We start from the raw sequence: 24,724 nt of genomic DNA, 5'->3' as shown, positions 1-24,724 counted from the left end.
CACCCGCATGGTTTTCGCGCGCACGATCGTCGATGCCTTACCCGACACCGGGTGCCGGGTGGGTGCGGGCGCCTCGCGTCAGGGCGTACGGCGGCGGGCTCCGGGGCCCGGGCGCGGCACCACGTCGCGCGGCTGGTCCACGTCGTGCCCCTCGGCGCAGCGCAGGTCCACACGAACAGGCGCGCCACAGTCACGGTGAGCGACGCTGAGCGGCGGACCCTCCGGGCCGGCGAGGTACCGGTCGCCCCAGCCGAGCACGGCGACCAGCACCGGCCACAGGTCCAGGCCCTTCTCCGTCAGCCGGTACTCGTGGCGCAACCGGCTGCCAGGCTCCCGGTACGGCTCACGGCTCAGCACGCCCTGCTCGACCAGAGTGGCGAGGCGGTTGGTCAGCACCTGACGCGGGATGCCGGTGCGCACCCGCATGTCGTCGAAGCGGCGTACGCCGGTGAACACCTCGCGGAGCACCACCAGGGTCCACCGCTCACCGAGGATCTCCATCGCACGGGCGATGGTGCAGTTGTCCACCGACCAGTCCAGTGCCGCGGGTCGCATCCGACCAGGCTAGGTCTCATTGACAGACTCAGCAACCTGCTGCCAGGCTGCGTCCATGACGCAGACGCAGGAACCGGCGCGCAGCCGGACCTTCAGCTGGGCGGACCCGGCGGCCAACGCCGCCCAGATCGGCCGACGCAGCGGCATCGACATGCTGCGGGCGATGATCGCCGGCGAGCTGGCCGCGCCGCCGGTGATGCACCTTCTCGACATGAGCCGGATGGAGGCCGACGAGGGCCGGGTCAGCGTCGAGTTGACCCCGCAGGAGTTCCACTACAACCCGCTCGGCACCGTCCACGGTGGCGTTCTCTCGACGCTGCTGGACACCGCCGCCGGGTGCGCCGTGCACACCACCCTGCCCGCTGGCGTCGGCTACACCTCGCTGGACCTGAACGTGAAGTTCCTCCGCCCGGTGACTGTCGACAGCGGCACGCTGCGCTGCGAGGGCACTGTGCTGCAACGTGGCCGGCGTACGGCCCTGGCAGAGGCCCGCATCACCGACGCGGACGCCCGCCTGATAGCCCACGCCACCAGCACCTGCCTGATCCTCCCCCTCCCCTAACCCCACCCCCCTTGAGTTGATCAAGAGATTTCGGTCAGGAAACGGGCTCACGGTGACCGAAAGCTCTTGATCAACCCGGTGGGGCGGGGTGGGGGTAGGGGCAGGGGTGGGGATTTAGCGGAGGGCCAGGCGGGCGGCTCGGGCGTCGCGCTTTTCCTCGAAGCGACTCGCGGCGCGCTCCAGGTTGTCCAGCTGGCCGGCGAGCTGCTCGCGGGCGGCTTCACCGTCGGCGTTGAGGCCGGTCACGTTGAAGACGTCCCACTGGCGCAGCACCGGCTGCAGCACATCGTCACGGTGCTGGCGCAGGTCGTAGATGCCGGCCAGGGCGATCGCCACCGACTTGCGGGCGAAACCGTCGATGCCGCTGCCCGGCATCTGGAAGTCGGCCACCACGTCGGCGACGGCCCGCATGGCCTGACTCGGGGCCAGCTCGAACGCGGCGGCGAGCAGGTTGCGGTAGAACACCATGTGCAGGTTCTCGTCGGCCGCCACCCGGGCCAGCAGCGCCTCACAGGCGGGGTCGCCGGTGGCCTTGCCGGTGTTGCGGTGCGAGATCCGGGTGGCCAGCTCCTGGAACGAGACGTACGCCAGCGAGTGCAGCACCTCGTCGCCGTGGGCGTTGGTGTAGCCCTCGGACATGTGCGTCATCCGGGCCCGCTCCAACGCCACCGGGTCCACGGCCCGGGTGACGGTCAGGTAGTCGCGGATCGCGACGCCGTGCCGGCCCTCCTCGGCGGTCCACCGGTGCACCCAGGTGCCCCACGCGCCGTCGCGGCCGAACAGGGTGGCGATCTCGTGGTGGTACGAGGGCAGGTTGTCCTCGGTCAGCAGGTTCACGATCAGCGCGGTGCGAGCCACGTCCGGGATGGTCGAGTCGGTCGGCGACCACGCCTCGCCGCCGAGCGGCCCGTCGAAGGTCCGCCCTTCGCTCCACGGCACGTACTCGTGCGGGAACCACTCCTTGGCGAGCGTGAGGTGGCGGTCGAGGTTGCGTGCGACCACCGGCTCCAACTCGACGAGGAGAGCGGTCTGACTGAGTGTGGTGCTGACGGTCACAAGAAACTCCCTACGGTGGCGTAACTTACGCTACCGTAGGTCCCCGCGGCCGTCAGCGCCAGTGGAGAGACTCACCCAACAGACGGCTTGAGGTCCTCCAGAGGGGGGATCCACTCCTGCGCACCGGCCGTGACCTGCTCACCCGAGCGGATGTCCTTCACCTCGTCCGGCGCTCCGTCGACACCGGGGAACCAGACGTACGGGATGCCGCGCCGCTCGGCGTAGCGGATCTGCTTGCCGAACTTCGCCGCGCTCGGCGACACCTCGGTCGGCACCGCGCGCCGCCGCAGCGCCTCGGCCACCCGGTTGCTGGCCGTCCGCTGCTCCTCGCTGGTCACCGCGACGAGCACGGCGGTCGGCACCTCCCGGGACACCGAGAGCTCCCCCGCGCCGAAGAGCAACCCGAGCAGCCGGGTCACCCCGATCGAGATCCCCACCCCGGGGTACGAGACGGCGCCGGCGGTGGCCAGGTTGTCGTACCGGCCGCCGGAGCAGATCGAGCCGAACCGCTCGTAGCCGCGCAGCTGGGTCTCGTAGACGGTGCCGGTGTAGTAATCCAGGCCACGGGCGATGCGCAGGTCCGCCACGCAGAGGCCGGGCGAGTGCTCGGCGGCGGTCTCCACCACCCGGACCAGCTCGTCGATGCCCTCGTCGAGCAGCGGGTCACTCACCCCGAGCGCGCGGACGGCGTCGGCGAACGAGGCGTCCGGGGCGGAGATCTCGGCCAGCGCCAGGCACGCCTTGGCCTGCGCCTCGCTCGCCCCGGCGGTCTGGGCCAGCAGGTCGGCCACCTTCGCCGGGCCGATCTTGTCGAGCTTGTCCACCGCGCGCAGCGCCGCCTCCGGGTCGGTCAGCCCGATGCCCCGGTAGAAGCCCTCGCAGATCTTGCGGTTGTTGACCTGGATCGTCACCGGCGGGATCGGCAACGAGCGCAGCGCGTCGCCGATGACGAGGGGCATCTCCGCCTCGTGGTGCGGGGCCAGGGTGTCCCGGTCGACGATGTCGATGTCGGCCTGCACGAACTCCCGGTAACGGCCCTCCTGCGGCCGCTCACCGCGCCACACCTTCTGGATCTGGTAGCGGCGGAACGGGAACGCCAGCTTGCCGGCGTTCTCCAGCACGTAACGGGCGAACGGCACGGTCAGGTCGAAGTGCAGGCCGAGCTGGTCGTCACCACCGGAACCCTCCGCGTCGGCGTGCAGCCGCCGGATCACGTAGACCTCCTTCGAGGTCTCGCCCTTGCGCAGCAGCTGGTCCAGCGGCTCCACCGCGCGGGTCTCCAGCGGCGCGAAGCCGTACAGCTCGAAGGTGGCCCGGATCCGGTCGAGCACGAACTGCTCGATCATCCGCTGACCGGGGGTCCACTCCGGGAAACCGGAGATGGGCGTGGGCTTGCTCATCGGCGTACTCCTTGCGGTGCCGCGCCCGCGGCGCGGTGGTGTCGTGGGTCCGCGCGCGGCGCGGAGAAGGTCTAGAGGCCCCGGGTGGGCGCCGGTCGGCCGCCGCCGACCTGCGCCACCTCGATGAGGTACGGGTTGCTGGCGCGCTCGCGGCCGATGGTGGTGGCGGGGCCGTGGCCGGGCAGCACGACGGTGTCGTCGGCCAGCGGAAGGATCTTGTCGCGCAGGCTGGTGAGCATGGCCGGCATGCTCCCGCCCGGCAGGTCGGTGCGGCCGATCGACCCGGCGAAGAGGACGTCACCGGAGAGGCACAGCTCGTCGGCCTCCCAGTCCGACCCGGCGCCGGGCAGCCGGAACAGCACCGACCCGCCGGTATGGCCCGGGGCGTGGTCGACGGCGATCTCCAGGCCGGCGAGGGTGAGGGTGGCGCCGTCGGTCAGCTCCGCCACGTCCTCCGGCTCGGTGTAGGTCAACCGACCGCCGAAGAGCGACGTCAGGTCGGCCGAGAGGCCCTTGGACGGGTCGGCCAGCATCTCCCGGTCGCCCGGGTGCACGTAGGCGGTGACGCCGCGCGCACCACAGACCGGCGCGACCGAGAAGGTGTGGTCGAGATGGCCGTGGGTGAGCAGCACGGCGGCCGGATGCAGGCGGTGCTCGGCGAGCAGCGCGTCGAGCTGGTCGAGCACCCCGATCCCGGGGTCGACCACCACGCACTGCTCCCCCGGCGCGGTGGCAACCACGTAGCAGTTGGTGCCGAAGGCGTCCGCGGGAAAGCCGGCCACGAGCACAGGCGCTGTCCTTTCCGTCGAGCAGCTGTCGTCCTGCCAGCAGCCTAACGGGCGTGCCGAGCGACTTTGCCGCGTCCGCCCCTCGCGCCCCGTACGGCACAGTGACAACGCCCGATAAGCGCTGCTCGGGATGGGGTGGAACCTCGTACACCACATTCCCAGTCGCTAGCCGTACACTCTGGCGGGCGTGTGGCGCGACACACGTGACGCCCGGACGGGCCGGGACGCCCGGTCGCCGGCGACGACCAGGTAGAGGAAAGGGGAGCACGGGTGGCTTCCAGCAGGGACCGGCAGCGCAAACTGGCGCGGGAAAAGCTCGACCGGCAGTTGGCTCGCCGGGCTGCCGCGACGCGGCGCCGTCGGCAGATCCAGGCCGGTGTCGGTGCCGCCCTGATCCTCGTGTTGGTGGTGGCCGGCTCGGCCTGGGCGCTCGGAGCGTTCGACTCCGACTCGAAGCAGAACACGGCCGCGGAGGACACCTGCCTCTGGACGCCGCAGGACGCCACGGCCAACACCAACCTGAAGGACGTCGGCACGCCGGCGACCAAGGATCTGCCCACCGACGGCACCCGGGCGATGACGGTGACGACCAACCAGGGCGCGCCGATCACCGCGGAGCTGAGCCTGACCAACTCCCCGTGCGCGGCGGCGAGCATCGCCCACCTGGCGAGCCGGTCGTTCTACGACAACACCAAGTGCCACGAGATCACCACCGAGGGCGCGCTGCACTGCGGCGATCCCAGTGGCACCGGCCTCGGTGGGCCCACCTACTCGTTCTACGACGAGGAGGTGCCGACCGTGCCGTCGGCGTCCCCGTCGGCCAGCCCGGCCCCCGGCCAGCCGCCGACGTACCCGAAGGGCACCGTGGCGATGGTTTCCAACCCGCCGGGCAGCAACGGCAGCCAGTTCCTGATCTTCTTCAAGGACTTCACCACCGCCGACCCGAAGTACCCGGTGATCGGCCGGGTGACCGGCGGGCTGGACGTGGTGGAGAAGATCGGCGCCCTCCCGACCGTGGACAATGGGACCGGGGCCAAGGTCAAGCCCAGCACCGACGTGACGATCCAGAGCCTCACGGTCGGTGAGCCGGTCACCGGCGCCGCACCCTCGGCCTCCGGCGCCCCGGCCAGCAGCCCGAGCGCCGGCTGACCGGGCGCCACCACCCACCCCAAGCGGCACTCAGCAGCAGACAGCCCAGGAGGATCCAGGCGTGACGTCCACCAGAGAGCGGCAGCGCGCGGCGGCACGCGCCCGGCTCGAGAAGGAGATGGCCGAGCGGTCGGCCAAGGCCCGCAAGCGCCGGCAGACGCAGGCGATCGTCAGCGCGGCTGCCGCGCTGGTGCTCGTGGTCGCCGGCACCGTCTGGCTGGCGATGAGCCTCGGCGGCGACGACGACGACAAGAACGACACCGCCGCGCCCGCGGCCGGGGCGTCCGAGTGCGTGTTCAACGCGCTGCCGGCCGAGCAGCGGCCCCCGCAGATCAAGGACGTCGGGGTGCCGAGCAACGAGCAGTACGCCAAGGGCGTGCAGACCATGACGATCGACACCAACCTCGGCCCGATCACGGCCAAGGTCGACCGGTCGCTGGTGCCGTGCACGGCGGGCAGCTTCACCTACCTGGCGGAGAAGAACTTCTTCGACAACACCAAGTGCCACCGCCTGGTGACCGAGGGCATCAAGGTGTTGCAGTGCGGTGACCCCAGCGCCACCGGCAACGGCTGGCGGGAGACCGACGGTCAGGGTGGCCCGAGCTACCGCCTGCCCGAGGAGAACCTGCCCACCGACAAGCGCCCGCCGTACCCGGAGGGTGTCATCGCGATGGCCAACTCCGGCCAGCCGGGCAGCACCGGCAGCCAGTTCTTCATCGTCTACGGCGACTCGCCGCTGGACCCGGCGTACACGGTGCTGGGCACCATCACCGGTGGCCTGGACATCGTCAAGGACGTGGCCAAGGCCGGCGACGACGGGGCTTTCGCCCAGCAGGCCGGCGGTGGCCACCCGAAGAAGGAGGTCATCATCAAGGACCTCACCATGAGCAACCCACAGGGCTGACCCCCGCGCGCACGACGAAGCGCCCGCCGGCTGAGCCGGCGGGCGCTGTCGTGTCCGGGGTACGCGTCAGGCGCCGGAGGTGACCCGGTACGCGTCGAAGACGCCGTCGACCTTGCGGACCGTGGCCAGCAGGTGGCCCAGGTGCTTCGGGTCGGCCATTTCGAAGCTGAACCGGCTCACCGCCACCCGGTCGCGGGTCGTGGTGACGGTCGCGGAGAGGATGTTGACCCGCTCGTCGGACAGCACCCGGGTGACGTCGGCCAGCAGCTTGTGCCGGTCCAGTGCCTCGACCTGGATCGCGACCAGGAACGTCGAGGCGGAGGTGAGCTTCCAACTCACCTCGACCACGCGCTCGCTCTGCGCCCGCAGGTCCTCGGCGTTGGCGCAGTCGTCGCGGTGCACGCTCACCCCGCCGGAGCGGGTGACGAAGCCGAACACCGAGTCCGGTGGGACCGGCGTGCAGCAGCGGGCCAGCTTGATCCAGACGTCGCTGACGCCCCGGACCACGACACCGGGGTCGCTGCTGCTCTGCCGGCTGCGCGGTGGCCGGGTGGCGACGGCGGTCTCGGCGATGTCCTCCGCCGCGCCCTCCTCGCCGCCGTACGCGGCCATCAGCTTCTGCACCACCGACTGCGCGGAGACCTGGCTGTCGCCGACCGCCGCGTAGAGCGAGGCCACGTCGGCGAGGTGCAGGTCCCGGGCGATCGACATCAGCGCGTCGGAGGTGAGCATCCGCTGCAACGGCATGCCCTGCTTGCGCATGGCCTTGACGATCGCGTCCTTGCCGGCCTCGATCGCCTCCTCGCGCCGTTCCTTGTTGAAGTACTGCCGGATCTTCGTCCGGGCGCGGGGGCTCTTGACGAAGCCCAGCCAGTCCTGCGTGGGGCCGGCCGTCTCGGACTTCGACGTGAAGATCTCGATCACGTCGCCGTTGGACAGCGTCGACTCCAACGGCACCAGCTTGCCGTTGACCCGCGCCCCGATGCACTTGTGCCCGACCTCGGTGTGCACCGCGTACGCGAAGTCCACAGGCGTCGACCCGGTCGGCAGCGGGATGACGTCACCCTTCGGGGTGAAGACGTACACCTCCTGGCTGGACAGGTCGAAGCGCAGCGCGTCCAGGAACTCGCTCGGGTCGGCCGCCTCACGCTGCCAGTCGAGCAGCTGCCGCAGCCAGGTCATCTCGTCGATGTGTGCGGGCGGGCCGACGATCTGGGTGCCCTTGTGCTCCTTGTACTTCCAGTGCGCGGCGATGCCGAACTCCGCGGTGCGGTGCATCGCGTACGTGCGGATCTGCATCTCCACCGGCTTGCCGGTGGGCCCGATGACAGTCGTGTGCAACGACTGGTACATGTTGAACTTGGGCATCGCGATGTAGTCCTTGAAGCGGCCCGGCACCGGCTGCCAGTTGGCGTGGATGACACCCAGCGCCGCGTAGCAGTCCCGAACCGTGTCGACCAGGATCCGCACCCCGACCAGGTCGTAGATGTCGTTGAAGTCCCGACCCCGCACGATCATCTTCTGGTAGATCGAGTAGAGGTGCTTCGGCCGCCCGGTGGTCTCCGCCTTGATCTTGGCGGCCTTCAGGTCGGTGCCGACCTTCTGGGTGACCTGCCGCAGCAGCGTCTCGCGCTGCGGCTGGTGCTCCCCGATCAGCCGGTTGATCTCCTCGTAGCGCTTCGGGAACAACGTGCCGAAGGACAGGTCCTCCAGCTCCCACTTGATCGTGTTCATACCGAGCCGGTGCGCGAGAGGCGCCAGGATCTCCAGCGTCTCCTTGGCCTTCTGCTCCTGCTTGGGGCGGGGCAGGAAGGTCAGGGTGCGCATGTTGTGCAGCCGGTCGGCCAGCTTGATCACCAGCACCCGGGGGTCCTTGGCCATCGCCACGACCATCTTGCGGATCGTCTCGGCCTTGGCCGCGTCACCCAGCTTGACCTTGTCGAGCTTCGTGACGCCGTCGACCAGGAGGGCGACCTCGCCACCGAAGTCGGCGCGCATCTGGTCGAGGGTGTATTCGGTGTCCTCGATGGTGTCGTGCAGCAGCGCGGCGACCAGCGTGGTGGTGTCCATCCCCAGGTTGCCGAGGATGGTCGCCACCGCGAGCGGGTGGGTGATGTACGGGTCGCCGGACTTGCGGTACTGCCCGGAGTGCCACCGCGCGGCCGTGTCGAAGGCGCGCTGGAGCAGCCGGGCGTCGGCCTTGGGGTGGTTGTCCCGGTGGCTCGCGATGAGCGGCTCCAGCACCTCGCTGACCTGCGAGGTCTGCCAGGGCGCGTTGAACCGGGCCAGCCGGGCCCGGACCCGCCGGCCGGTGGGCGCGTTGGACAGCCCGAAGCCACCGCTCGGCGACGGGTCGATGCCCGCGTCGGTCGGGAACGGCACCACAACCCCGTCGGCGCCGGGCGCGGCCTCGACGCTCGGTGGGCCGCTGATCGGGCGGACAGTGGTCTCGCCCGCAGCCTTGCCGGAGCCGTTGCCGGTGCCCGCCACCCGGGCCGGCGCGTCGCCTGTCCGGTCAGTCACCGAGCCGTCAGCGTCGCCTGTCGGGTGCACCGTGCCCTCCGCCGGAGGGACGACATCGTGGGACACCGGCCTCCTCACCGCTCGCCGGAAACACACCGACCGAACATCGGCCGGCCTGGTCTCGCCTCGCCGGACGTGTGCGGCCGGCGTCAGCAAAGGGCAATGCTACCCGCACCGAAGGCCCCCTGCCGCTCCGCCGGACGGTCGACGCCGGCAGTGTCCGCCGGATCTGGGATCAAACGGTCAGCCGCGTGTCGAACTGCTCAAACGGTCAGCAAGGCGTGCACCGGACGCTGCGCCAACCGCTCGCGCCCGCCCAGGAACCCGAGCTCCAGCAGCACCGTGAAGCCGGTGACGGTGCCGCCGGCCCGCTCGACCAGGTCCAGCGTCGCCTCGGCGGTGCCGCCCGTGGCCAGCACGTCGTCGACGACCAGGACCCGGTGCCCGGCGGTGAAGGCATCCTCGTGCACCTCCAGGGTGGCCTCGCCGTACTCCAGGGCGTAGGACACCGAGTGCGCCGGGCGGGGCAGCTTGCCGGCCTTGCGCACCGGCACCACGCCCACCCCGGCCGCGTAGGCGACGGCCGCCGCGACGACGAAGCCGCGCGCCTCGATGCCGACCACCACGTCGAAAGCGTCCCGCCCGTGGTACGCGACGATCCCGTCGATCACCTCACGGAAGACCTTCCCGTCGGCGAACAACGGCATCAGGTCCTTGAACAGGACGCCGGGCTTGGGGAAGTCGGGCACGTCCAGCACCCGGCTGGCGACCAGTCGGGCGGCCTCCGGGCCGCTGTCCCCGCGCGCCTCGGTGCTGTGGGTCTCCGTCACGGCTGTTCCGCTCTCCTTCAACGACGACGGCGTCCGGCAGTGCTGCTCACACAGCATGCCGGACGCCGTTCGGGTGTTTCCGTTCGGGTCAGCGCCGCTTGGCGCCACCCGGCCGGTTGCCGCCGCCACCCGGGCGACCGCCCCGGGCACCGGTCGGCCGCTTGCCCGCCGGCCGGGCGCCCACCTTGGGGGCGGCACCCGCCAGCGCGGCAGCGTCCGGGTCGAGCGGCTCGTCGGTCGCGTCGGCCTGGGCCGAGCTCGCGGCCCCCTTCGAGGTGACCTCGCCGCGGGCGAGGGCGCCCCGCCGGGTCAGGACGCGCTTGTTGTGCGCCTGGATCCGCGGGTCGTAGTTCTTCAGCAGCGCCAGCAGCGGGGTGGCCACCAGGATGGAGGTCAGGAACGCCACCGCCATACCGACGAACAGCACCAGGCCCAGGTCCTTCAGCGTGCCGGCGCCGAGCAGGCCGGCACCGATGAAGAGCAGACCGCCGACCGGCAGCAGGGCGACCACCGAGGTGTTCAGCGACCGCATCAGGCTCTGGTTGACGGCCAGGTTGGCCGCCTCGCCGTACGTCTGGTTGTTGTTGGCGGTGATGCCCCGCGTGTTCTCCTGCACCTTGTCGAAGACCACCACCACGTCGTAGAGCGCGAAGCCCAGGATCGTGAGGAAGCCGATGATCGTCGACGGGGTGACCTCGAAGCCGACCAGCGAGTAGATGCCGGCGGTGAGGATCAGGTTCGTGATCAGCGAGGCGACCGCGGCGACCGCCATCCGCCACTCGAAGCGCAGGATCAGGTAGACCATGACCAGCGCGATGAAGATGACCAGACCGAGCACGGCCCGCTCGGTCACCTGGCTGCCCCACGCCTCGCTGACCTGGTTGCTGCTGATCTGACCCGGGTCGATGCCGAGGTCCTCGGCGATCTGGGCCTTGACCGCAGTGGTCTGGTCGGCGTCGAGCTGCGCCGTACGCAGCTCGTAGGTGTCGCCGCCGGTGCCGCCGACCTTCTGGGCGGTGACCACCTCGACGCCGGTGTTCTCCGTGGCGAGGGCCGAGTTGACCTCCCGCTCGGCGTCCTCGAGGGTGCCGACACTGGCCGGCACCTGGAACGAGTTGCCGCCTGCGAACTCGATGCCGAGGCTGAAGCCACGCAGCCCGAAGCTGAGGAGCGCGATCAGGATCAGGACCCCGGCGACGCCGAACCAGACCTTGCGCTTGCCGACGACGTTGAGACCGGCTTCGCCGTTGTAGAGGCGGCTCGCCAGACCGTTTTCAGCCATCTCAGGCCTCCTTGGCGCGCGGGTTGCGGGGCTGAGTCGGCTGGTTGCGGGCCGGCAGCGCCCGGCCCAGACCGCTGACCCGCGGGGACAGGAACGCCCGGGTCCGGGCGAACATGGTCATGATCGGGTGGCGGAAGAGGAAGACCACGACCAGGTCCAGGACCGTGGCCAGGCCGAGGGCGAACGCGAAGCCCTTGACCGTGCCGACCGAGACCACGTAGAGCACCACCGCGGAGAGCAGGGTGATCGCGTTGGCCGAGATGATCGTCCGACGGGCGCGGATCCAGGCGCGGGGCACCGCGCTACGCGGGCTGCGCCCCTCCCGGATCTCGTCCTTCAACCGTTCGAAGTAGATGACGAACGAGTCCGCCGCCACACCCAACGACACGATCATGCCGGCGATGCCGGCGAGGGTGAGCGTGAAGCCGATCTGCCGGCCGAGCACCACCAGCGCGCCGAAGACGAGCAGCGCGGAGAGGATCAGGCTCAGGAAGATCACCGAGCCGAGCAGCCGGTAGTAGAAGAACGCGTAGATGATGACCAGCAGCATGCCGATGCCGGCCGCCAGCAGACCGGCGCGCAGGTGGCTGGCACCCAGCGTGGCGGTGACGTTCTGCGCCTCCTGCTGCTCGAAGGTCACCGGCAGCGCGCCGTAGCGCAGCTGACCGGCCAGCGTGCTGGCGTCCTTCTGGTTGAAGTTGCCGGTGATCTGGGAGTTGCCGGTCAGCACGCCCTGGATCTCCGGGGAGGAGACGATCTCGTTGTCCAGCACGACGGCCACCCGGCACTTGCCGTCCTGACCCAGCGCGGTCGCGTCGCAGGCCTGACCCTCGTTGTTGAACGCCTCACGGGTCAGCGCCGTCCACTTGCCCTGGCCGTTGCCGGTGAAGTCGAGGCTGACCACCCAGGCGTTGGTCTGGTCGAGCACCGCGTCGGCGTCGTCCACGTCGGTGCCCAGCACCTTGGCCTGGTCGAGCAGGTACTTCGAGGCGCCGTCCTCGCAGGAGACGACCTGCTGCTTCGGGTCGGAGATCGACGCCGGTGGGCGCTTGTCGAGCTGCGCGCAACCGATCGTCGGCACGTTGAACTGCATCTGCGCCGGCAGCACCGCCACCTCTTGCGGCGTCAGCGTGCCGAACGGCTTGAGCTTGTCGGCCAGCGACGGGTCGGACGCCAGGTCGGCGGGGGCCTGCAGACCGTTGGCGGCCTGCCACGACGCCGCGCCCACCTTCTGCTCGACAGCCTTGCGCTGCTCCTCGATGCTGGCCGGCACCGGCTCGGTGCTGGCGCTCGCCGTGGGGGCGGCGGCACTCGGCGAAGCGGGCGCGGACGCGGACGCGGAGGGGGTCGGCGTGACGCTCGGCGACGCCGGGGCCATCCCGCCCTGACCGCCGCTGGGCGAGGAGGTCGCCTTCGGCGCGCCACTGCCCGACGGGGTCGGGACCGCGCTGCCGGACGGGGTCGGCACGGCACTGCCGGACGGGGCCGGCGTGGCGGCCGGCGGCGGCACGGCGGCCGTCCCGCTGCCGTCGGCGGCCTTGAGCACCTTGCGGAAGCGCAGCTCGGCGGCGCTGCCCACGTCGGTGAGGTCCCGGTTCTCACCGGGCAGGGAGATGACGATGTTGCGGTTGCCCTCGGTGACCACCTCGGCCTCGGCCACGCCGAACGCGTTGACGCGGCTCTCGATGATCTGGCGGGCCTCCTCGAGGTTCTCCGCCGTCGGAGGCTTGCCGTCGACGCTGTTCGTCGCCTCCAGCGTCACCCGGGTCCCGCCGATGAGGTCCAGACCGAGCCGGGGCTCGAGCCGGTCCTTCAGGCTGCCGCTGGCACCCGAGAAGAACACCAAAAGGTAGAGGACGACGAAGATGAACCCGAGCACGGCGAGCTGCCGCCCGGGGCGCATCTGTCCCTGAGGTGGTGCCACGGCTGTCCTGTCTCCCTGTACGGTCGCGCCGCTGCGCGCAGCGGCGGCGGGTGTCGGGCCGGGGGTCCCGGCCGACGGGTCGGCCCTGGGCCGACGAGGTGCCGACACGAGGACCGGTCACGCCGGCGTGGGGACGCCGACGGTCACGGGAACGTGCCGACGCCCGGCGTCGACCCAACTATCCAGTTTTCACGTCTCGTCCGCTGCCCCGTCGGGCGCGGCGGCCCGGAAGCCGGTCGACCGGCCGTACGCCGGACTCGCCGCCCCCGGGAGGGAGGGTCACTCCTTGACGACGTCCGCGTCCTCGGTGACCGGCTCGCTCGGCAGCTCCGCGCGGGTGACCACCCGGGCGATGGCCGGTCGGGCGTAGCGGGTCTGCACGCCCGGAGCGACCTCGATCAGGACGGTGTCGTCCTCGATGCCGGTGACCGTGCCGTAGAGCCCACCGATGGTCACGACCTCGTCGCCGGGGCCGAGGTTGGACTGCATCGCCTCTGCCTCTTTGCGGCGCTTCTGCTGGGGCCGGATCATCATGAAGTACATGACACCGAAGAGCAGGGCGATCATCAGGATCGGCGTGAAACCGCCGGCCCCGCCACCCGCTGCTGCCAAATGCACGGTTACTGACCTTCCCATTAGCCACCTGCCCGGCACCGGGGTGCCGGAGCGGAGGCGGATTCTCACGTCCTGTACAGACCGCGGCGAAGTCTAAACCCTGCACCTGAGAACGCCGAATGCGGCACAGATCACGTTCACATCACGGCTGATCGGCGTCCAAGGAGAACAGATCGGGCGCGGGCGGGCTATCCATACCAAATGTACCATTCGGTGGGGTACGCCCCAGATGCCGCCAAGCTCCCTCAGTCGCCACCCGGCCCCGAGGCGTACGGGCCAACAGGCCGGCACGGACCAGGAACGGCTCGCAGACCTCCTCGACCGTGTCCGGCTGCTCCCCCACCGCCACAGCGAGGGTGGACAGACCCACCGGGCCACCCCGGAACGAGTCGACCAGCGCGGTCAGCACCGCCCGGTCCAGCCGGTCCAGGCCGAGCGCGTCCACGTCGTACACGATCAGGGCCGCCCGGGCGGTGTCGAGATCGACCACCCCGTGGGCTCGCACCTCCGCGTAGTCGCGGACCCGGCGCAGCAGCCGGTTGGCGATCCGGGGCGTGCCCCGGGACCGACCGGCGATCTCGGTCGCGCCCTCGGGGGTGATCGGCACACCGAGAATCCGCGCCGAGCGGTGCAGCAGCGTCTCCAGATCCGCTGGGGCGTAGAAGTCCAGGTGCGCGACGAAACCGAACCGGTCCCGCATCGGCCCGGTCAACAGGCCCGAACGCGTCGTCGCCCCGACCAGGGTGAACGGCTCGACGTCCAGCGGGATCGCCGTCGCCCCCGGACCCTTGCCGACCACCACGTCGACCCGGAAGTCCTCCATCGCGCTGTAGAGCAGCTCCTCAGCCGGCCGCGCGATGCGGTGGATCTCGTCGATGAAGAGCACATCGCCCTCGGCGAGGCTGGTCAGGATGGCCGCCAGATCACCGGAACGCTCGATCGCCGGACCGCTGGTCACCCGGATGCCCGCGCCCAGCTCCGCGGCGACGATGTTGGCCAGACTCGTCTTGCCCAGCCCCGGTGGGCCGGAGAGCAGAATGTGGTCCGGTGGTGACCCCCGCCGCATCGCGCCCTGCAACAACAGGTCGAGCTGATCGCGCACCCGGTCCTGGGCGATGAACTCGGCCAGCCGCTTCGGCCGTACCGTGGCCTCCGCGTCCCGTTCCGCGTCGCTCACGTACGCCGAGACAAGCCCGTCGATCTCGCTCATCGGGTGCGGCCCAGCAGGCGGATGGCCTGCTTGAGCAGGACCGGCACCGGCGGCGTCGGGCCGTCGATGGTCTCCGCCACGGCGGCCACCGCCTGATCAGCTTGACCGGCGGACCAGCCCAGCCCGACGAGCGCCTGCCGGACCTGGTCGGGCCAGGCACCAGCGGTCACCCCGCCCACGCCGTCGGCGCCGATCGACACCGGGCCGATCCGGTCGCGCAGCTCCAGCACCAGGCGCTCGGCGCCCTTCTTGCCGATCCCGGGCACCCGGGTCAGCGCCGCCGTGTCGGCGTTGGCGATCGCCTTGCGCACCGCGTCCGGGGTGTGCACGGCCAGCACCGCCTGGGCCAGTCGCGGACCCACCCCGCTGGCGGTCTGGAGCAGCTCGAACAGCGACTTGGCGTCGTCGTCGGCGAAGCCGTAGAGGGTCAGCGAGTCTTCCCGCACGATCAGGCTGGTCGCGAGGCGGGCGACCTGACCGACCCGCAGCTCGGCGAGCGTGCCGGGAGCGCAGTGCACGGCGAGACCGACACCGCCGACCTCGATAACGGCCTGGTCCGGACCCGTCGCGGTCACCGTGCCGCGCACGCTGGCGATCATCGTGCTCCTCCTCGTCGTACCCGGTCGGCCGCCGCGGCCAGCTTGGAGCGGGTGCCGCCGCGCCACACGTGGCAGATGGCCAGGGCCAGCGCGTCGGCGGCGTCGGCCGGCTTTGGTGGCTCGGCCAGCCGCAACAGTCGGGTCACCATGGCGGTCATCTGCGCCTTGTCGGCCTGACCGGACCCGGTCACGGCCGCCTTCACCTCGCTCGGCGTGTACGTCTGCACCGGCAGCCCGGCACGCGCCCCCGCCAGCACCGCGATGCCGCTGGCCTGCGCGGTGCCCATCACCGTGCGCACGTTGTGCTGGCTGAACACCCGCTCGACGGCGACGCTCTCCGGCTGGTGCTCGGCGACCAGCTTGGTCAGCGACTGATCCAGGTGCAGCAGGCGCAGCGACAGGTCGTCGGCCGGGTCGGTGTAGACCACGTAGTAGGCGATGAGAGTGCAGGGCCGGCCCGGCACACCCTCGACCACGCCCACCCCACACCGGGTCAACCCCGGGTCCACACCCAGCACCCGCACGCCGCCCCCTTCCCAGCCGTCAGCAGTACGTGTGTTCGACACCCTAACCGGCGCCGTTCCCACCAGCCCCACGGGACACGCCCTCCGCACCCGCCCCGGCGTCACCGCCCACGCCCAGGCCCACGCCCACGCCCACGCCCACGCCAAGATCTACGCAACTTCCCGGATGTTGCTGCCTCCGACGCGCGAGAGACAGCAATATCCCTGATATTGCGCGGATCTCGACGATGAACACCGTGCCCGCCGGCGGGCCGGGAGTGGGTGGCGGGGGCGGGGGCGGGTGATGCCACACAGCTTTGCGCCGGAGTATGTGTCGCTGGCCCATGTGCCGGGGAGCACACAGCTCGTAACTTCTTGCGCCATGACGGCAGAACCCGTGGCGGTCCCCCACGTCGTACAGGTCGACCTCGCCGGTCGGACCGCCCTGGTTACCGGGGGCGGCAGCGGCATCGGGCGGGCGTGCGCCCTGCGGCTGGGCGCGGCCGGTGCCAAGGTGCTCGTGGTGGACCGCAACCTGGAGGCGGCCAAGGCGGTCGCGGCCGAGGCTGGCGGCCGGGCCGAGGGCGTGGACCTGTCCGACGCCGCGGCGGTGGACCGCCTCGACGTGGACGTGGACATCGTGGTCAACAACGCCGGGCTCCAGCACGTCGCGCCGGTGCAGGACTTTCCCGTCGAGCGCTTCGAGTACATCCAGCGGGTGATGGTGGAGGCGCCGTTCCTGCTGATCCGCCGGGCGCTGCCGCACATGTACGCCCGGGGCTGGGGTCGCATCGTCAACATCTCCTCGGTGCACGGGCTGCGCGCGTCGCCGTACAAGGCGGCCTACGTCTCGGCCAAGCACGCTCTGGAGGGGCTGTCGAAGGTGGTCGCGCTGGAGGGCGCCGCGCACGGGGTGACCGCCAACTGCATCAACCCGGCGTACGTCCGCACGGCGCTGGTGGAGAGCCAGATCGCCGACCAGGCGGCCAGCCACGGCATCGACGAGACCGAGGTGATCGAGAAGATCATGCTGGCCCGGGCCGCGATCAAGCGACTGATCGAACCGGAGGAGGTCGCCGAGCTGATGGCGTACCTCTGCTCGCCGCCGGCGGCCTTCATCACCGGCGCGTCGATCGCCCTCGACGGGGGCTGGACGGCCAACTAGTGGGCCCGAGCACAATGTCGACCATGTCTTCGCCGGTGGAGTTCCTGGAACTGCTCGCGCGGGAGGCCGCCGCTGTCGAGTTCGAGGGACCGTTGGTGGCCGCGCGTGCTGCCGGGCTGCCGCCCGACAAGCTGGCCGAGCTGGAGCAGGCCAAGTCGGTGGCGTTGCGGGTCCGCGCGCTGCTGGAGCGCCGGCGCCGGCGCGAGACCGAGCTGTCCGGCCTGTACGACACGGTCAGTGACCTGGCCGGGCTACGCGACCTGGACGACGTGTTGCGGGCGATCGTGCACCGGGCCCGCAACCTGCTCGGCGCGGACGTGGCCTACATGACGCTCAACGACGACGAGCGCGGCGACACCTACATGCGGGTGACTGACGGGTCGGTTTCGGCCCGTTTCCAGCGGCTGCGCCTGCCGATGGGTGCCGGCCTCGGTGGGTTGGTGGCCCAGTCCGGGGCCCCGTACGTCACAGCGAACTACGGCGAGGACGCGCGCTTCCACCACACCGGTGAGATCGACGCCGGGGTCGGGGAGGAGGGGCTGGTGGCGATCCTCGGGGTGCCGCTGCGGCTCGGCTCCACCTCGATCGGCGTGCTCTACGCGGCCAACCGTTCGGCCCGGCCGTTCGTCCGGGAGGAGGTGGCGCTGCTGGTCTCGCTCGCCGCGCACGCGGCGGTGGCGATCGACACCGCCCGGCTGCTGACCGAGACGCGCTCGGCGCTGGGCGAGCTGTCGGCGGCGAACACCACCATCCGGGCCCACAGCAGCTCGGTGGAGCGGGCCGCGGCGGCGCACGACCGGATGACGGCGCTGGTGCTGCGCGGCGGCGGTGTGGAGGACGTGGCGGCGGCGGTGACCGAGGTGCTGGGCGGTGCGCTGCTGGCACTGGACGCCGAGGGCCGCCTGCTGGCCCGGGTGGGTGAGATCGACGAGCCGGACCGGGCGGACATCGTGGAGGCGGTCGCGGCGTCGCGCACCGAGGGGCGCAGCGTGCGCCGCAGCCCACTCTGGTACGCGGCGGTGGTGGCCGGCGCGGAGAACCTGGGTGCCCTGGTGCTGCGTCCGGACGACGAGTTGGTCGACGCCGACCAGCGGATCCTGGAGCGGGCCGCGCTGGTGACCGCGCTACTGCTGTTGTTCCGCCGTACGGTCGCCGAGGCGGAGGGGCGGGTCCGGGGTGAGCTGCTGGACGACCTGATCGCCCGCCCGTTGCGGGACACCGACGCGTTGCGCAGTCGGGCCCGCCGCCTCGGGGTCGACCTGGACGCGCCGCACGTGCTGGTGGCGGTGGGCGACGACGCGATCGCCGCGACCGGCTCGGCGAGGCAGCGGGTGCTCTCCTGGGCCACCACGTACGCCTCGGCGCGCAGCGGGCTGGCCGCGGCGCGGGACGGCCGGGTGGTGCTGATGCTGCCGGGGCTGGACGCCGGTGGCAGCGCTCGCGCGGTCGCGCGGGACCTGTCCCGGGTGACCGGCCGGCCGGTGACCGCCGGGGCGAGTGGTCCGTCGAACGGGCCGGCGGCGCTGGCCGCCACCTTCCACGAGGCGGATCGGTGCCTGACGGCGTTGGGCGCTCTGGGTCGCGACGGGCAGGGTGCGAGCACCGCGGAGCTGGGCTTCGTCGGGTTGCTGCTGGGCACGGTCGGCGATCGGGGTGAAAAGGACGTGACCCAGTTCCTCGCCACGACCGTCGGGCCGGTGGTCGACTACGACGCCCGGCGGGGCACGGCTCTGGTGAAGACGCTGGAGGCGTACTTCGGGGTGGGTGGCAGCCTGGCCCGGGCCGCCGAGCAGTTGCACGTGCACGTCAACACGGTCACCCAGCGGTTGGAGCGGGTCGGGCAACTGCTCGGCGCCGACTGGCAGCGGCCCGAGCGGGCGTTGGAGGTGCAGCTCGCGCTGCGCCTGCACCGGCTGCGCGCACCGGCCGGCTGACCAGGACCGGCCAGCGGGCGGGCTCGCGGCCGGTTCAGCGGACCTGAATGCCCTCCAGCACGGCGTCGACGACCCGCTCGGGGAGGGTCTGCTCGTCCAGGTCCGGGTTCCACTGAAGCACCCGTTGGATCAGCATCGGCCCGGTGAGCAGCGCCATCGTCACCTCGACGTCGATGTCGGCCCGGAGCACCCCCTCGGCGATGCCGCGCCGCAGCACCTCGCGCATGAGCTGCCGTCGGGGCCCGATGATGTTCTGGTAGAGCTGGAACTGGTCCGCGCTGCGGTTCACCGCGGGCACCAGACAGGGCATGATCTTCGCCGCACGCGGGTCGACGTTCTTGCCGATCGCGCCCACCAGCAGCACCAGGTCGTCGCGGACGGAGTGCCCGGCCGGCTGCGCCATGACGCCCTTGAGTCGCCGTAGCGCGTCCAGCAGGAGGGCGTCCTTGCCGGCCCAGCGGCGGTAGATGGTGGCCTTGCCGACCCCGGCCCGGGCGGCGATCGCCTCGATCGACAGCGCCTCGATGGTGCTGCCCTCGGCGAGCAGGTCGAGGGTCGCTTCGATGATCGCCTCGTCGGCGCGGATGCTCCGCGGTCGCCCGGGCGACCGCGGAGCATCGGCAGTGGACATCATGTCCGGCATTCTTCCCGCACCTACGCCGTGCCGGCCAACTCGGGCTCGGCGACCGGCGCCACAGGGGCGACGCTGGTGTCCTCCCGACCCGGCATCCAGCGCAGCACCACGATGACCCCCAGTGCGGCGATCACCGCGGAGAGCCCGGCCGCCCAGTGCATGGCGGTGACGAAGGCGTCGTTGGCCGCCGAGATCAGCGCCGGCGCGTCCGGGCCGAGCTGGCCCGCCGCCGCGTACGCCCCGGAGATCGACTCGTTGGCCGTGTCGCGGGCCTGCGTGGGCAGGCCGGTCAGTGCGTCACCGATGTCGCTGCGGTAGACGGCGGAGAGCACCGAGCCGAGGATCGCCACACCGAGCGCACCGGCGACCTGGCGGACGGTGTTGCTGACCGCCGAGCCCACGCCGGCCTTCTCCCGGGGCAGCGCCGACATGATCGATTCGGTGGCGGGCGGCATGATGTTGGCCATCCCGGCGCCCTGGATGAGGAAGGCGACCAGCACGATCCAGATCGGGGTGGAGGCGCCGATGAACACGAACGCGGCGAGTGACACCACGGTCAGCGCCAACCCGACGGTGGCGACGGCCCGGCCGCCGTAGCGGCGGACCATCGCGGCGCTGCGCGGTGCGAAGACCATCTGGGCGGCGGCGAAGGGCAGGAAGAGCAGACCGGTCTGCAGCGGGCTGTAGCCCCGCACCAGTTGCAGGTAGAACGAGCCGAAGAACATCGAGCCCATCGCGGCGAAGAACACCAGGCCGACGATGGCGACCGGCGCGGCGAAGCGGGGCACCTTGAACAGCCGGACGTCCAGCGACGGGTGGTCGCTGCGCCGCTCGTGCTGCACGAACCAGGCCAGCACCGCGATGCCGACCAGGATCGAGCCCCAGGCCACCGGGCGACCGAAGCCGTGTTCGCCGCCGTCGATGATGCCGTAGGAGAGGGCGACCAGGCCCACCACGGAGAGCAGCACACCGAGCACGTCGACCCGGCCCGGCCGCGGGTCACGCGACTCGGGGACCAGCAGCGCCACCAGGATCACGCCGGCGACGACCACCGGCACGTTGATCAGGAAGACCGAACCCCACCAGAAGTGCTCCAGCAGCGCGCCGCCGAGGATCGGGCCGATGGCCACGGCGAGACCGACCGCTCCGGCCCAGACACCGATGGCCCGACCACGCTCACGCGGGTCGAAGACGTTGGAGATGATCGACAGCGTCACCGGCATGATGGCCGCGCCGCCGACCCCCATCAGGGCGCGGGCCGCGATGAGCTGGCCGGGGCTCTGGGCGTACGCGGAGAGCAGCGACGCCAGGCCGAACAGCACCAGACCGATCATCAGGAAGCGCTTGCGGCCGGCGCGGTCGCCGAGCACCCCGAAGGTGAACAGCAGCCCGGCGAAGACCAGCGTGTAGGAGTTGATGGACCACTCCAGCTCGCCCTGGGTGGCGCCGAGGCCGTGCACCGGGTCGGCCAGCGTGCGCAGGGCGACGTTGAGGATCGTGTTGTCGAGGACGACCACGAGGAGGCTGATCACCAGCACCCCGAGGATCGCCCACCTCCTCGGGTGGCCCGTGTTGTTGTGCAGCTCCATGCCTGGTTTCCCCCCACGCTTTCCCCGCGACGCAATACGATACGGGTCAGACTCGTAACGCGGGTCAGCCTACGACGCGCATTAACGATACGGCACCGATCCGTATCGTATGTGGTGGGCGTCACGCCCGGGAACGCCCGCGAGGCAGGCGGTGACGGCCCTCGGCAGCGAGTCCAGATGCGCCACCGGCGCGGTGAGCGGCTCGATCCAACCCGGCCCCGCGCCGTACACCCGCAGGCGTGCGAACTCCCGGGCGAAGCGGACCAGACGGTACGCGCGGCCGGTGACCGGCGTCTGCGACCAGAGCACGACGGTGTGCGGCCGTGCCCGGTACACCGCGCTGGTCAGCGCCGACCAGGGCAGCGCCGGGCCGAGATTCAGACACCCGCGGCCCTGCTCGCGCAGCGCGGCGGCCAGCGCCTGGAGGCCGAGACTGTGCGCCTCCTTCTCGGCACCGGCCAGCAGCACGCCACCGGTCGGCAGCGACCGGCCCGGCTCCCGGCGGTAGACGTCCAGCCCGACCCGGACACCCTCGCTGAGGGCGTGCTCGACGACCACCTCGGCGGCGGTACGCCCCGACAGCCCGGCCAGCAACGGACGACAGACCTGCTCCCAGAACGCCGGCACGCCCCAGGCCTCGGCCAACTCCAGCACCAGCGTCGCGACGGCGTTGCCGTCCAGGTCCTCGGCAGCCAGCGACACCTGCTTGTGCGCGATCTCCACGGCCTCGGCCGGCATCGGCTCGATCAGCACCAGACGCACCCCCGGGTAGACGTTCCCTACCCGGGGGTTCGCTGAAACGGCGCGCGGCGGATGCGCCGTCGTGAGATTTACCGGCGACGGGCCGCCAGCCGATGGGCCAGCGCGGCGACGCTGCCCCAGGCCACCCAGGTTGACGACGAACAGACCGCCAACGTCAAGGCGTTCCAGAAGGGTCTGAAGCAGCTCAAAGAGCGGGCCCCGATGTCAGCGAGTGGTCCGCAGTTGGCGCATCGAGTCGTTGAGCTGCCGCTTCATCCAGCGAGCGGCGGGCCGTTCGACGAACCGGTGGATCAGCCAGGCGGCGATGAGCAGGCCGGCGATCAGCGTAGTGATCAGCAACCACGGCGACAGGTGGTCCTGGAGCCGGTCGATGACGGCGAGCCCGACCGTCTGGTGAATGAGGTACAGCGGGTAGGTCATGGCACCGGCCGTCGCGACCCAGCCCCACTTCACCCAGGAGAAGAAGTTGAGAGCGACCGCCGCCATCACCACGACGAAGGCCGTCACGATGACGGCCGTCGGCGCGAAGGCGACGTCGCGGGCCTGGGCCAGGCTGGGCAGCCGGGTGATCGCGATCAGCCAGGAGAGGCCGATGATCGACCACAGCAGCAGGTTCGGGCCGAAGCGGTAGATGAGGTAGAGGGCGATGCCCGCGATGAAGTAGCTGGAGTAGCCGGCCGCCACGACGGCGCTGAACCACGGGCTGCCGAACTTGGGCACGACCAGCGAGGCGACGGTCCAGATGGCGCAGAAGGCGACCACACCGCGGTAGGTCAGGCCGCGCGCCACGAGGATGGCGAAAAGGAGGTAGAAGATCATCTCGACGGTGAGCGTCCAGTACGACAGGTCGAGGTGCCGGATGCCGAGGAACTCCTGCATCATCGTCAGGTTGCCCACCACTTCGCGGAGCTTGAGGTCGACACCCCTCGGCACGGCCACGAGCACGGCGGCGGTCACCAGGACGGCGAACCAGTAGGCGGGGTAGAGCCGGACGACGCGGGAGACGAAGAAGTCACCGACGGAGCGTCCCCAGGCGCTCATGCAGATGACGAAGCCGCTGATGATGAAGAAGAGCTGCACGCCGAGGAAGCCGTACTGGGAGACGGAGTGCAGCAGCCCGAAATGGGACGCGGCGGAGGGCTGCCAAACACCGATCTTGTCACCGACGAGGTGGTACGCGACGACCATGAGCGCAGCGCCAAGGCGCAGTCCGTCGAGGACCAGCAGGCGCGGCCGCCGCCCGCCCGTTGCCCGCTCGACGGCCGGCGCCTCCACGCCGTCCTGCCGGGGCAGGTCCGCGCGTTGGCCGGCCTGCATCGGCTCGGTGGTCTGCGCTGCGACCGCGTGCTCGTCCATCGCCTGCGTCATCGACGTCTCCTGGTGTTCGCGGCGGTTCCGAGCCGCTGTCGCCGTAGGGAATTGATTGATCACGGGTTTGCGGTGCCGACGGCCGGCAGGACCGTCCGTTCCGCACGGGACCGCCAGTACAGCCACAACACGGCGAGCGCGAAGAGCACCAGCGTCGTCGACACATAGGGATCAACCGCGAACCGCTGGGCCAGCCCCTCAAACCGGTTAGCCTGCCAGATCAGGCCGCGCGGGGTAAGTCCGCCATAGTAGGGGCCCGGCCACATGAGAAACGGTGCGATCGCGGCTACCGCGACGACGCCGGCGATCAGACGTGCCGCGCCGCGTGAGCGACGCGCTACGTCGATCAACACCACCGCCATCGGGCCGATCCAGATCCAGTAGTGCGACCAACTGACGGGCGAGATGAGCAGCATGGTGAAGCCGACGACGAGCATGCCCATCGCTTCCTCGCCGTGCCGCTGGAGCGCGGTGGCCAGGGCGAGGCCACCGACCAGCACGACGGCGACGGAGAGCATCCACCAGATGGTGTTCTGCTGGTCGGTCCCGAGCAGTCGGGCGGTGAACCCCTGCAGGGACTGGTTGCCCCCGTAACGCGGGCCGGAGGACATCAGCACCCGGTGCGAGTCGAACGCCCGCCCGGTCAGCCAGTAGTCGTACGAGCCGCCCGGCTGGATGATCGCGCCCAGCAACGTGAGCCCGACGAAGGTGCCGGTCGCGACGATGGCGGCCCGGATTCGCCGGGTGAGCAGCAGGTAGACCACGAAGAGTCCGGGCAGCAGCTTGGTCGCGGTCGCGACGCCGATGCCGACGCCCTTGAACCGGCTCCGGCCGGGCAGGGCGAGGTCCGCCACGACCAGCAGCATCACGAAGATGTTGATCTGGCCGAGGTCGAGGTTGCGCTGCAGCGGCTCGGTCCAGAGCAGCACCGCGCCGACGGCGGCGACGAGACCGAGCCGGCCCGGGGTGCCCTCGTAGCCGAGCATCTTGGTGGTGAACCACAGAGCGAGGAGCATTGCCGCGATACCCACGATGTTGAAGACGGTGAGCGCGGTCCGCGGATCGAGCAGCGTCAGCGGCGTCAGGAACGGCAGGGTGATCGGCGGATAGGTGTACGGAAGGGCCAGCGTGGTGTACCCGAGCTGGTAGACGGGCTGCCCATCGATGAACGCGTGGGCGGCCCCGAGGTACATGTTGAAGTCCGTCCCGCGGAACGGCCGGTCGCGCACGAACGCGCCGTACGCCGTGAGCGAGATGGCCAGCAGGGCCAGGCCCGGGACGAGGAGCCAGTTCGGCAGGGGGGTCCGCGGTTGCGGGGCATGATCGGCCGGTACGCCGGTGGCGAGCCGGCGGATGCGCTCTATGGTCATAG

The 24,724-nt window shown here is 71.1% G+C and carries 22 protein-coding genes; 5 read left to right on the top strand and 17 right to left on the bottom strand.

The genetic code is table 11. From position 1 onward, the window contains the following. Window positions 1-78: 78 nt before the first annotated feature. The gene (locus CLT68_RS17580; protein WP_088947423.1) at window positions 79-555 is read right to left on the bottom strand and encodes a winged helix-turn-helix transcriptional regulator; all 477 of its coding nucleotides are present in this window, start codon (window positions 553-555) and stop codon (window positions 79-81) included. A 55-nt stretch (window positions 556-610) separates the two neighbouring features. Between CLT68_RS17580 and CLT68_RS17575 the strand changes: the two genes are divergently transcribed. Further along, entirely contained in the window at window positions 611-1,117 is a 507-nt protein-coding gene (locus CLT68_RS17575) for a PaaI family thioesterase (protein WP_088947422.1), read from the top strand. A 114-nt stretch (window positions 1,118-1,231) separates the two neighbouring features. On the opposite strand, the gene CLT68_RS17570 is transcribed toward CLT68_RS17575, so the two are convergent. The 3 genes from CLT68_RS17570 to CLT68_RS17560 form a co-directional block, all read right to left on the bottom strand. Continuing rightward, window positions 1,232-2,173 carry an acyl-ACP desaturase gene (locus CLT68_RS17570; RefSeq protein ID WP_088947421.1) on the bottom strand — a complete coding sequence of 314 codons (942 nt, stop codon included), beginning with the start codon at window positions 2,171-2,173 and terminating at the stop codon, window positions 1,232-1,234. A gap of 71 nt (window positions 2,174-2,244) precedes the next feature. After that, a complete protein-coding gene (gene hisS, locus CLT68_RS17565; protein ID WP_099852225.1) occupies window positions 2,245-3,573 on the bottom strand; it encodes a histidine--tRNA ligase in 1,329 nt (442 codons plus the stop codon). A 71-nt stretch (window positions 3,574-3,644) separates the two neighbouring features. Then, the gene (locus CLT68_RS17560) at window positions 3,645-4,361 is read right to left on the bottom strand and encodes an MBL fold metallo-hydrolase (RefSeq protein ID WP_099852224.1); all 717 of its coding nucleotides are present in this window, start codon (window positions 4,359-4,361) and stop codon (window positions 3,645-3,647) included. Between the two features lie 270 nt (window positions 4,362-4,631). Between CLT68_RS17560 and CLT68_RS17555 the strand changes: the two genes are divergently transcribed. Beyond that, window positions 4,632-5,510, top strand: a complete 879-nt coding sequence (locus CLT68_RS17555; protein ID WP_099852223.1) for a peptidylprolyl isomerase — start codon at window positions 4,632-4,634, stop codon at window positions 5,508-5,510. 61 nt (window positions 5,511-5,571) lie between these two features. After that, window positions 5,572-6,414: a peptidylprolyl isomerase gene (locus tag CLT68_RS17550; RefSeq protein WP_099852221.1), complete on the top strand. Its 843-nt coding sequence runs from the start codon at window positions 5,572-5,574 to the stop codon at window positions 6,412-6,414. A gap of 66 nt (window positions 6,415-6,480) precedes the next feature. On the opposite strand, the gene CLT68_RS17545 is transcribed toward CLT68_RS17550, so the two are convergent. The 8 genes from CLT68_RS17545 to ruvC form a co-directional block, all read right to left on the bottom strand. After that, window positions 6,481-9,003, bottom strand: a complete 2,523-nt coding sequence (locus tag CLT68_RS17545; protein WP_099852219.1) for a RelA/SpoT family protein — start codon at window positions 9,001-9,003, stop codon at window positions 6,481-6,483. Between the two features lie 197 nt (window positions 9,004-9,200). Continuing rightward, window positions 9,201-9,767 carry an adenine phosphoribosyltransferase gene (locus CLT68_RS17540; protein WP_088951624.1) on the bottom strand — a complete coding sequence of 189 codons (567 nt, stop codon included), beginning with the start codon at window positions 9,765-9,767 and terminating at the stop codon, window positions 9,201-9,203. 88 nt (window positions 9,768-9,855) lie between these two features. Beyond that, on the bottom strand, window positions 9,856-11,049 hold the full coding sequence (gene secF, locus CLT68_RS17535; protein WP_099852218.1) for a protein translocase subunit SecF: 1,194 nt from the start codon (window positions 11,047-11,049) through the stop codon (window positions 9,856-9,858). A 1-nt stretch (window position 11,050) separates the two neighbouring features. Continuing rightward, window positions 11,051-12,973 carry a protein translocase subunit SecD gene (gene secD, locus CLT68_RS17530; RefSeq protein ID WP_199177072.1) on the bottom strand — a complete coding sequence of 641 codons (1,923 nt, stop codon included), beginning with the start codon at window positions 12,971-12,973 and terminating at the stop codon, window positions 11,051-11,053. 279 nt (window positions 12,974-13,252) lie between these two features. Beyond that, a complete protein-coding gene (yajC, locus tag CLT68_RS17525) occupies window positions 13,253-13,609 on the bottom strand; it encodes a preprotein translocase subunit YajC (RefSeq protein ID WP_231927316.1) in 357 nt (118 codons plus the stop codon). Window positions 13,610-13,730: 121 nt separating this feature from the next. Then, window positions 13,731-14,798 carry a Holliday junction branch migration DNA helicase RuvB gene (gene ruvB / locus CLT68_RS17520; protein ID WP_099852215.1) on the bottom strand — a complete coding sequence of 356 codons (1,068 nt, stop codon included), beginning with the start codon at window positions 14,796-14,798 and terminating at the stop codon, window positions 13,731-13,733. Further along, a complete protein-coding gene (ruvA, locus tag CLT68_RS17515) occupies window positions 14,795-15,397 on the bottom strand; it encodes a Holliday junction branch migration protein RuvA (RefSeq protein ID WP_099852214.1) in 603 nt (200 codons plus the stop codon). Before ruvA ends, ruvB begins: the two co-directional genes overlap by 4 nt. Next, window positions 15,394-15,921: a crossover junction endodeoxyribonuclease RuvC gene (gene ruvC / locus CLT68_RS17510; RefSeq protein WP_088947410.1), complete on the bottom strand. Its 528-nt coding sequence runs from the start codon at window positions 15,919-15,921 to the stop codon at window positions 15,394-15,396. The genes ruvA and ruvC overlap by 4 nt, the downstream gene beginning before the upstream one ends. Window positions 15,922-16,282: 361 nt before the next feature. Between ruvC and CLT68_RS17505 the strand changes: the two genes are divergently transcribed. Beyond that, entirely contained in the window at window positions 16,283-17,065 is a 783-nt protein-coding gene (locus CLT68_RS17505; protein ID WP_099852212.1) for a 3-hydroxybutyrate dehydrogenase, read from the top strand. Window positions 17,066-17,079: 14 nt separating this feature from the next. After that, window positions 17,080-18,999, top strand: coding sequence for a helix-turn-helix domain-containing protein (locus CLT68_RS17500; RefSeq protein WP_088947408.1), 1,920 nt, complete (start codon window positions 17,080-17,082; stop codon window positions 18,997-18,999). Between the two features lie 34 nt (window positions 19,000-19,033). On the opposite strand, the gene CLT68_RS17495 is transcribed toward CLT68_RS17500, so the two are convergent. The 5 genes from CLT68_RS17495 to CLT68_RS17475 form a co-directional block, all read right to left on the bottom strand. Continuing rightward, complete coding sequence (locus CLT68_RS17495) at window positions 19,034-19,642, bottom strand: TetR/AcrR family transcriptional regulator (RefSeq protein WP_099852211.1); 609 nt, start codon at window positions 19,640-19,642, stop codon at window positions 19,034-19,036. Between the two features lie 11 nt (window positions 19,643-19,653). Next, a complete protein-coding gene (locus tag CLT68_RS17490) occupies window positions 19,654-21,222 on the bottom strand; it encodes an MFS transporter (RefSeq protein WP_099852210.1) in 1,569 nt (522 codons plus the stop codon). A gap of 81 nt (window positions 21,223-21,303) precedes the next feature. Next, the gene (locus CLT68_RS17485; RefSeq protein ID WP_486482212.1) at window positions 21,304-21,975 is read right to left on the bottom strand and encodes a transcriptional regulator; all 672 of its coding nucleotides are present in this window, start codon (window positions 21,973-21,975) and stop codon (window positions 21,304-21,306) included. A gap of 213 nt (window positions 21,976-22,188) precedes the next feature. Continuing rightward, window positions 22,189-23,352: an acyltransferase family protein gene (locus tag CLT68_RS17480; RefSeq protein ID WP_486482211.1), complete on the bottom strand. Its 1,164-nt coding sequence runs from the start codon at window positions 23,350-23,352 to the stop codon at window positions 22,189-22,191. 59 nt (window positions 23,353-23,411) lie between these two features. Further along, window positions 23,412-24,722, bottom strand: coding sequence for a glycosyltransferase 87 family protein (locus CLT68_RS17475; RefSeq protein ID WP_099852208.1), 1,311 nt, complete (start codon window positions 24,720-24,722; stop codon window positions 23,412-23,414). Window positions 24,723-24,724: the final 2 nt, after the last annotated feature.

Source organism: Micromonospora sp. CNZ299, from assembly GCF_002754415.1.
Note: the sequence above shows the minus strand (reverse complement) of the source record. Positions and strands in the feature narration are given on the sequence as shown.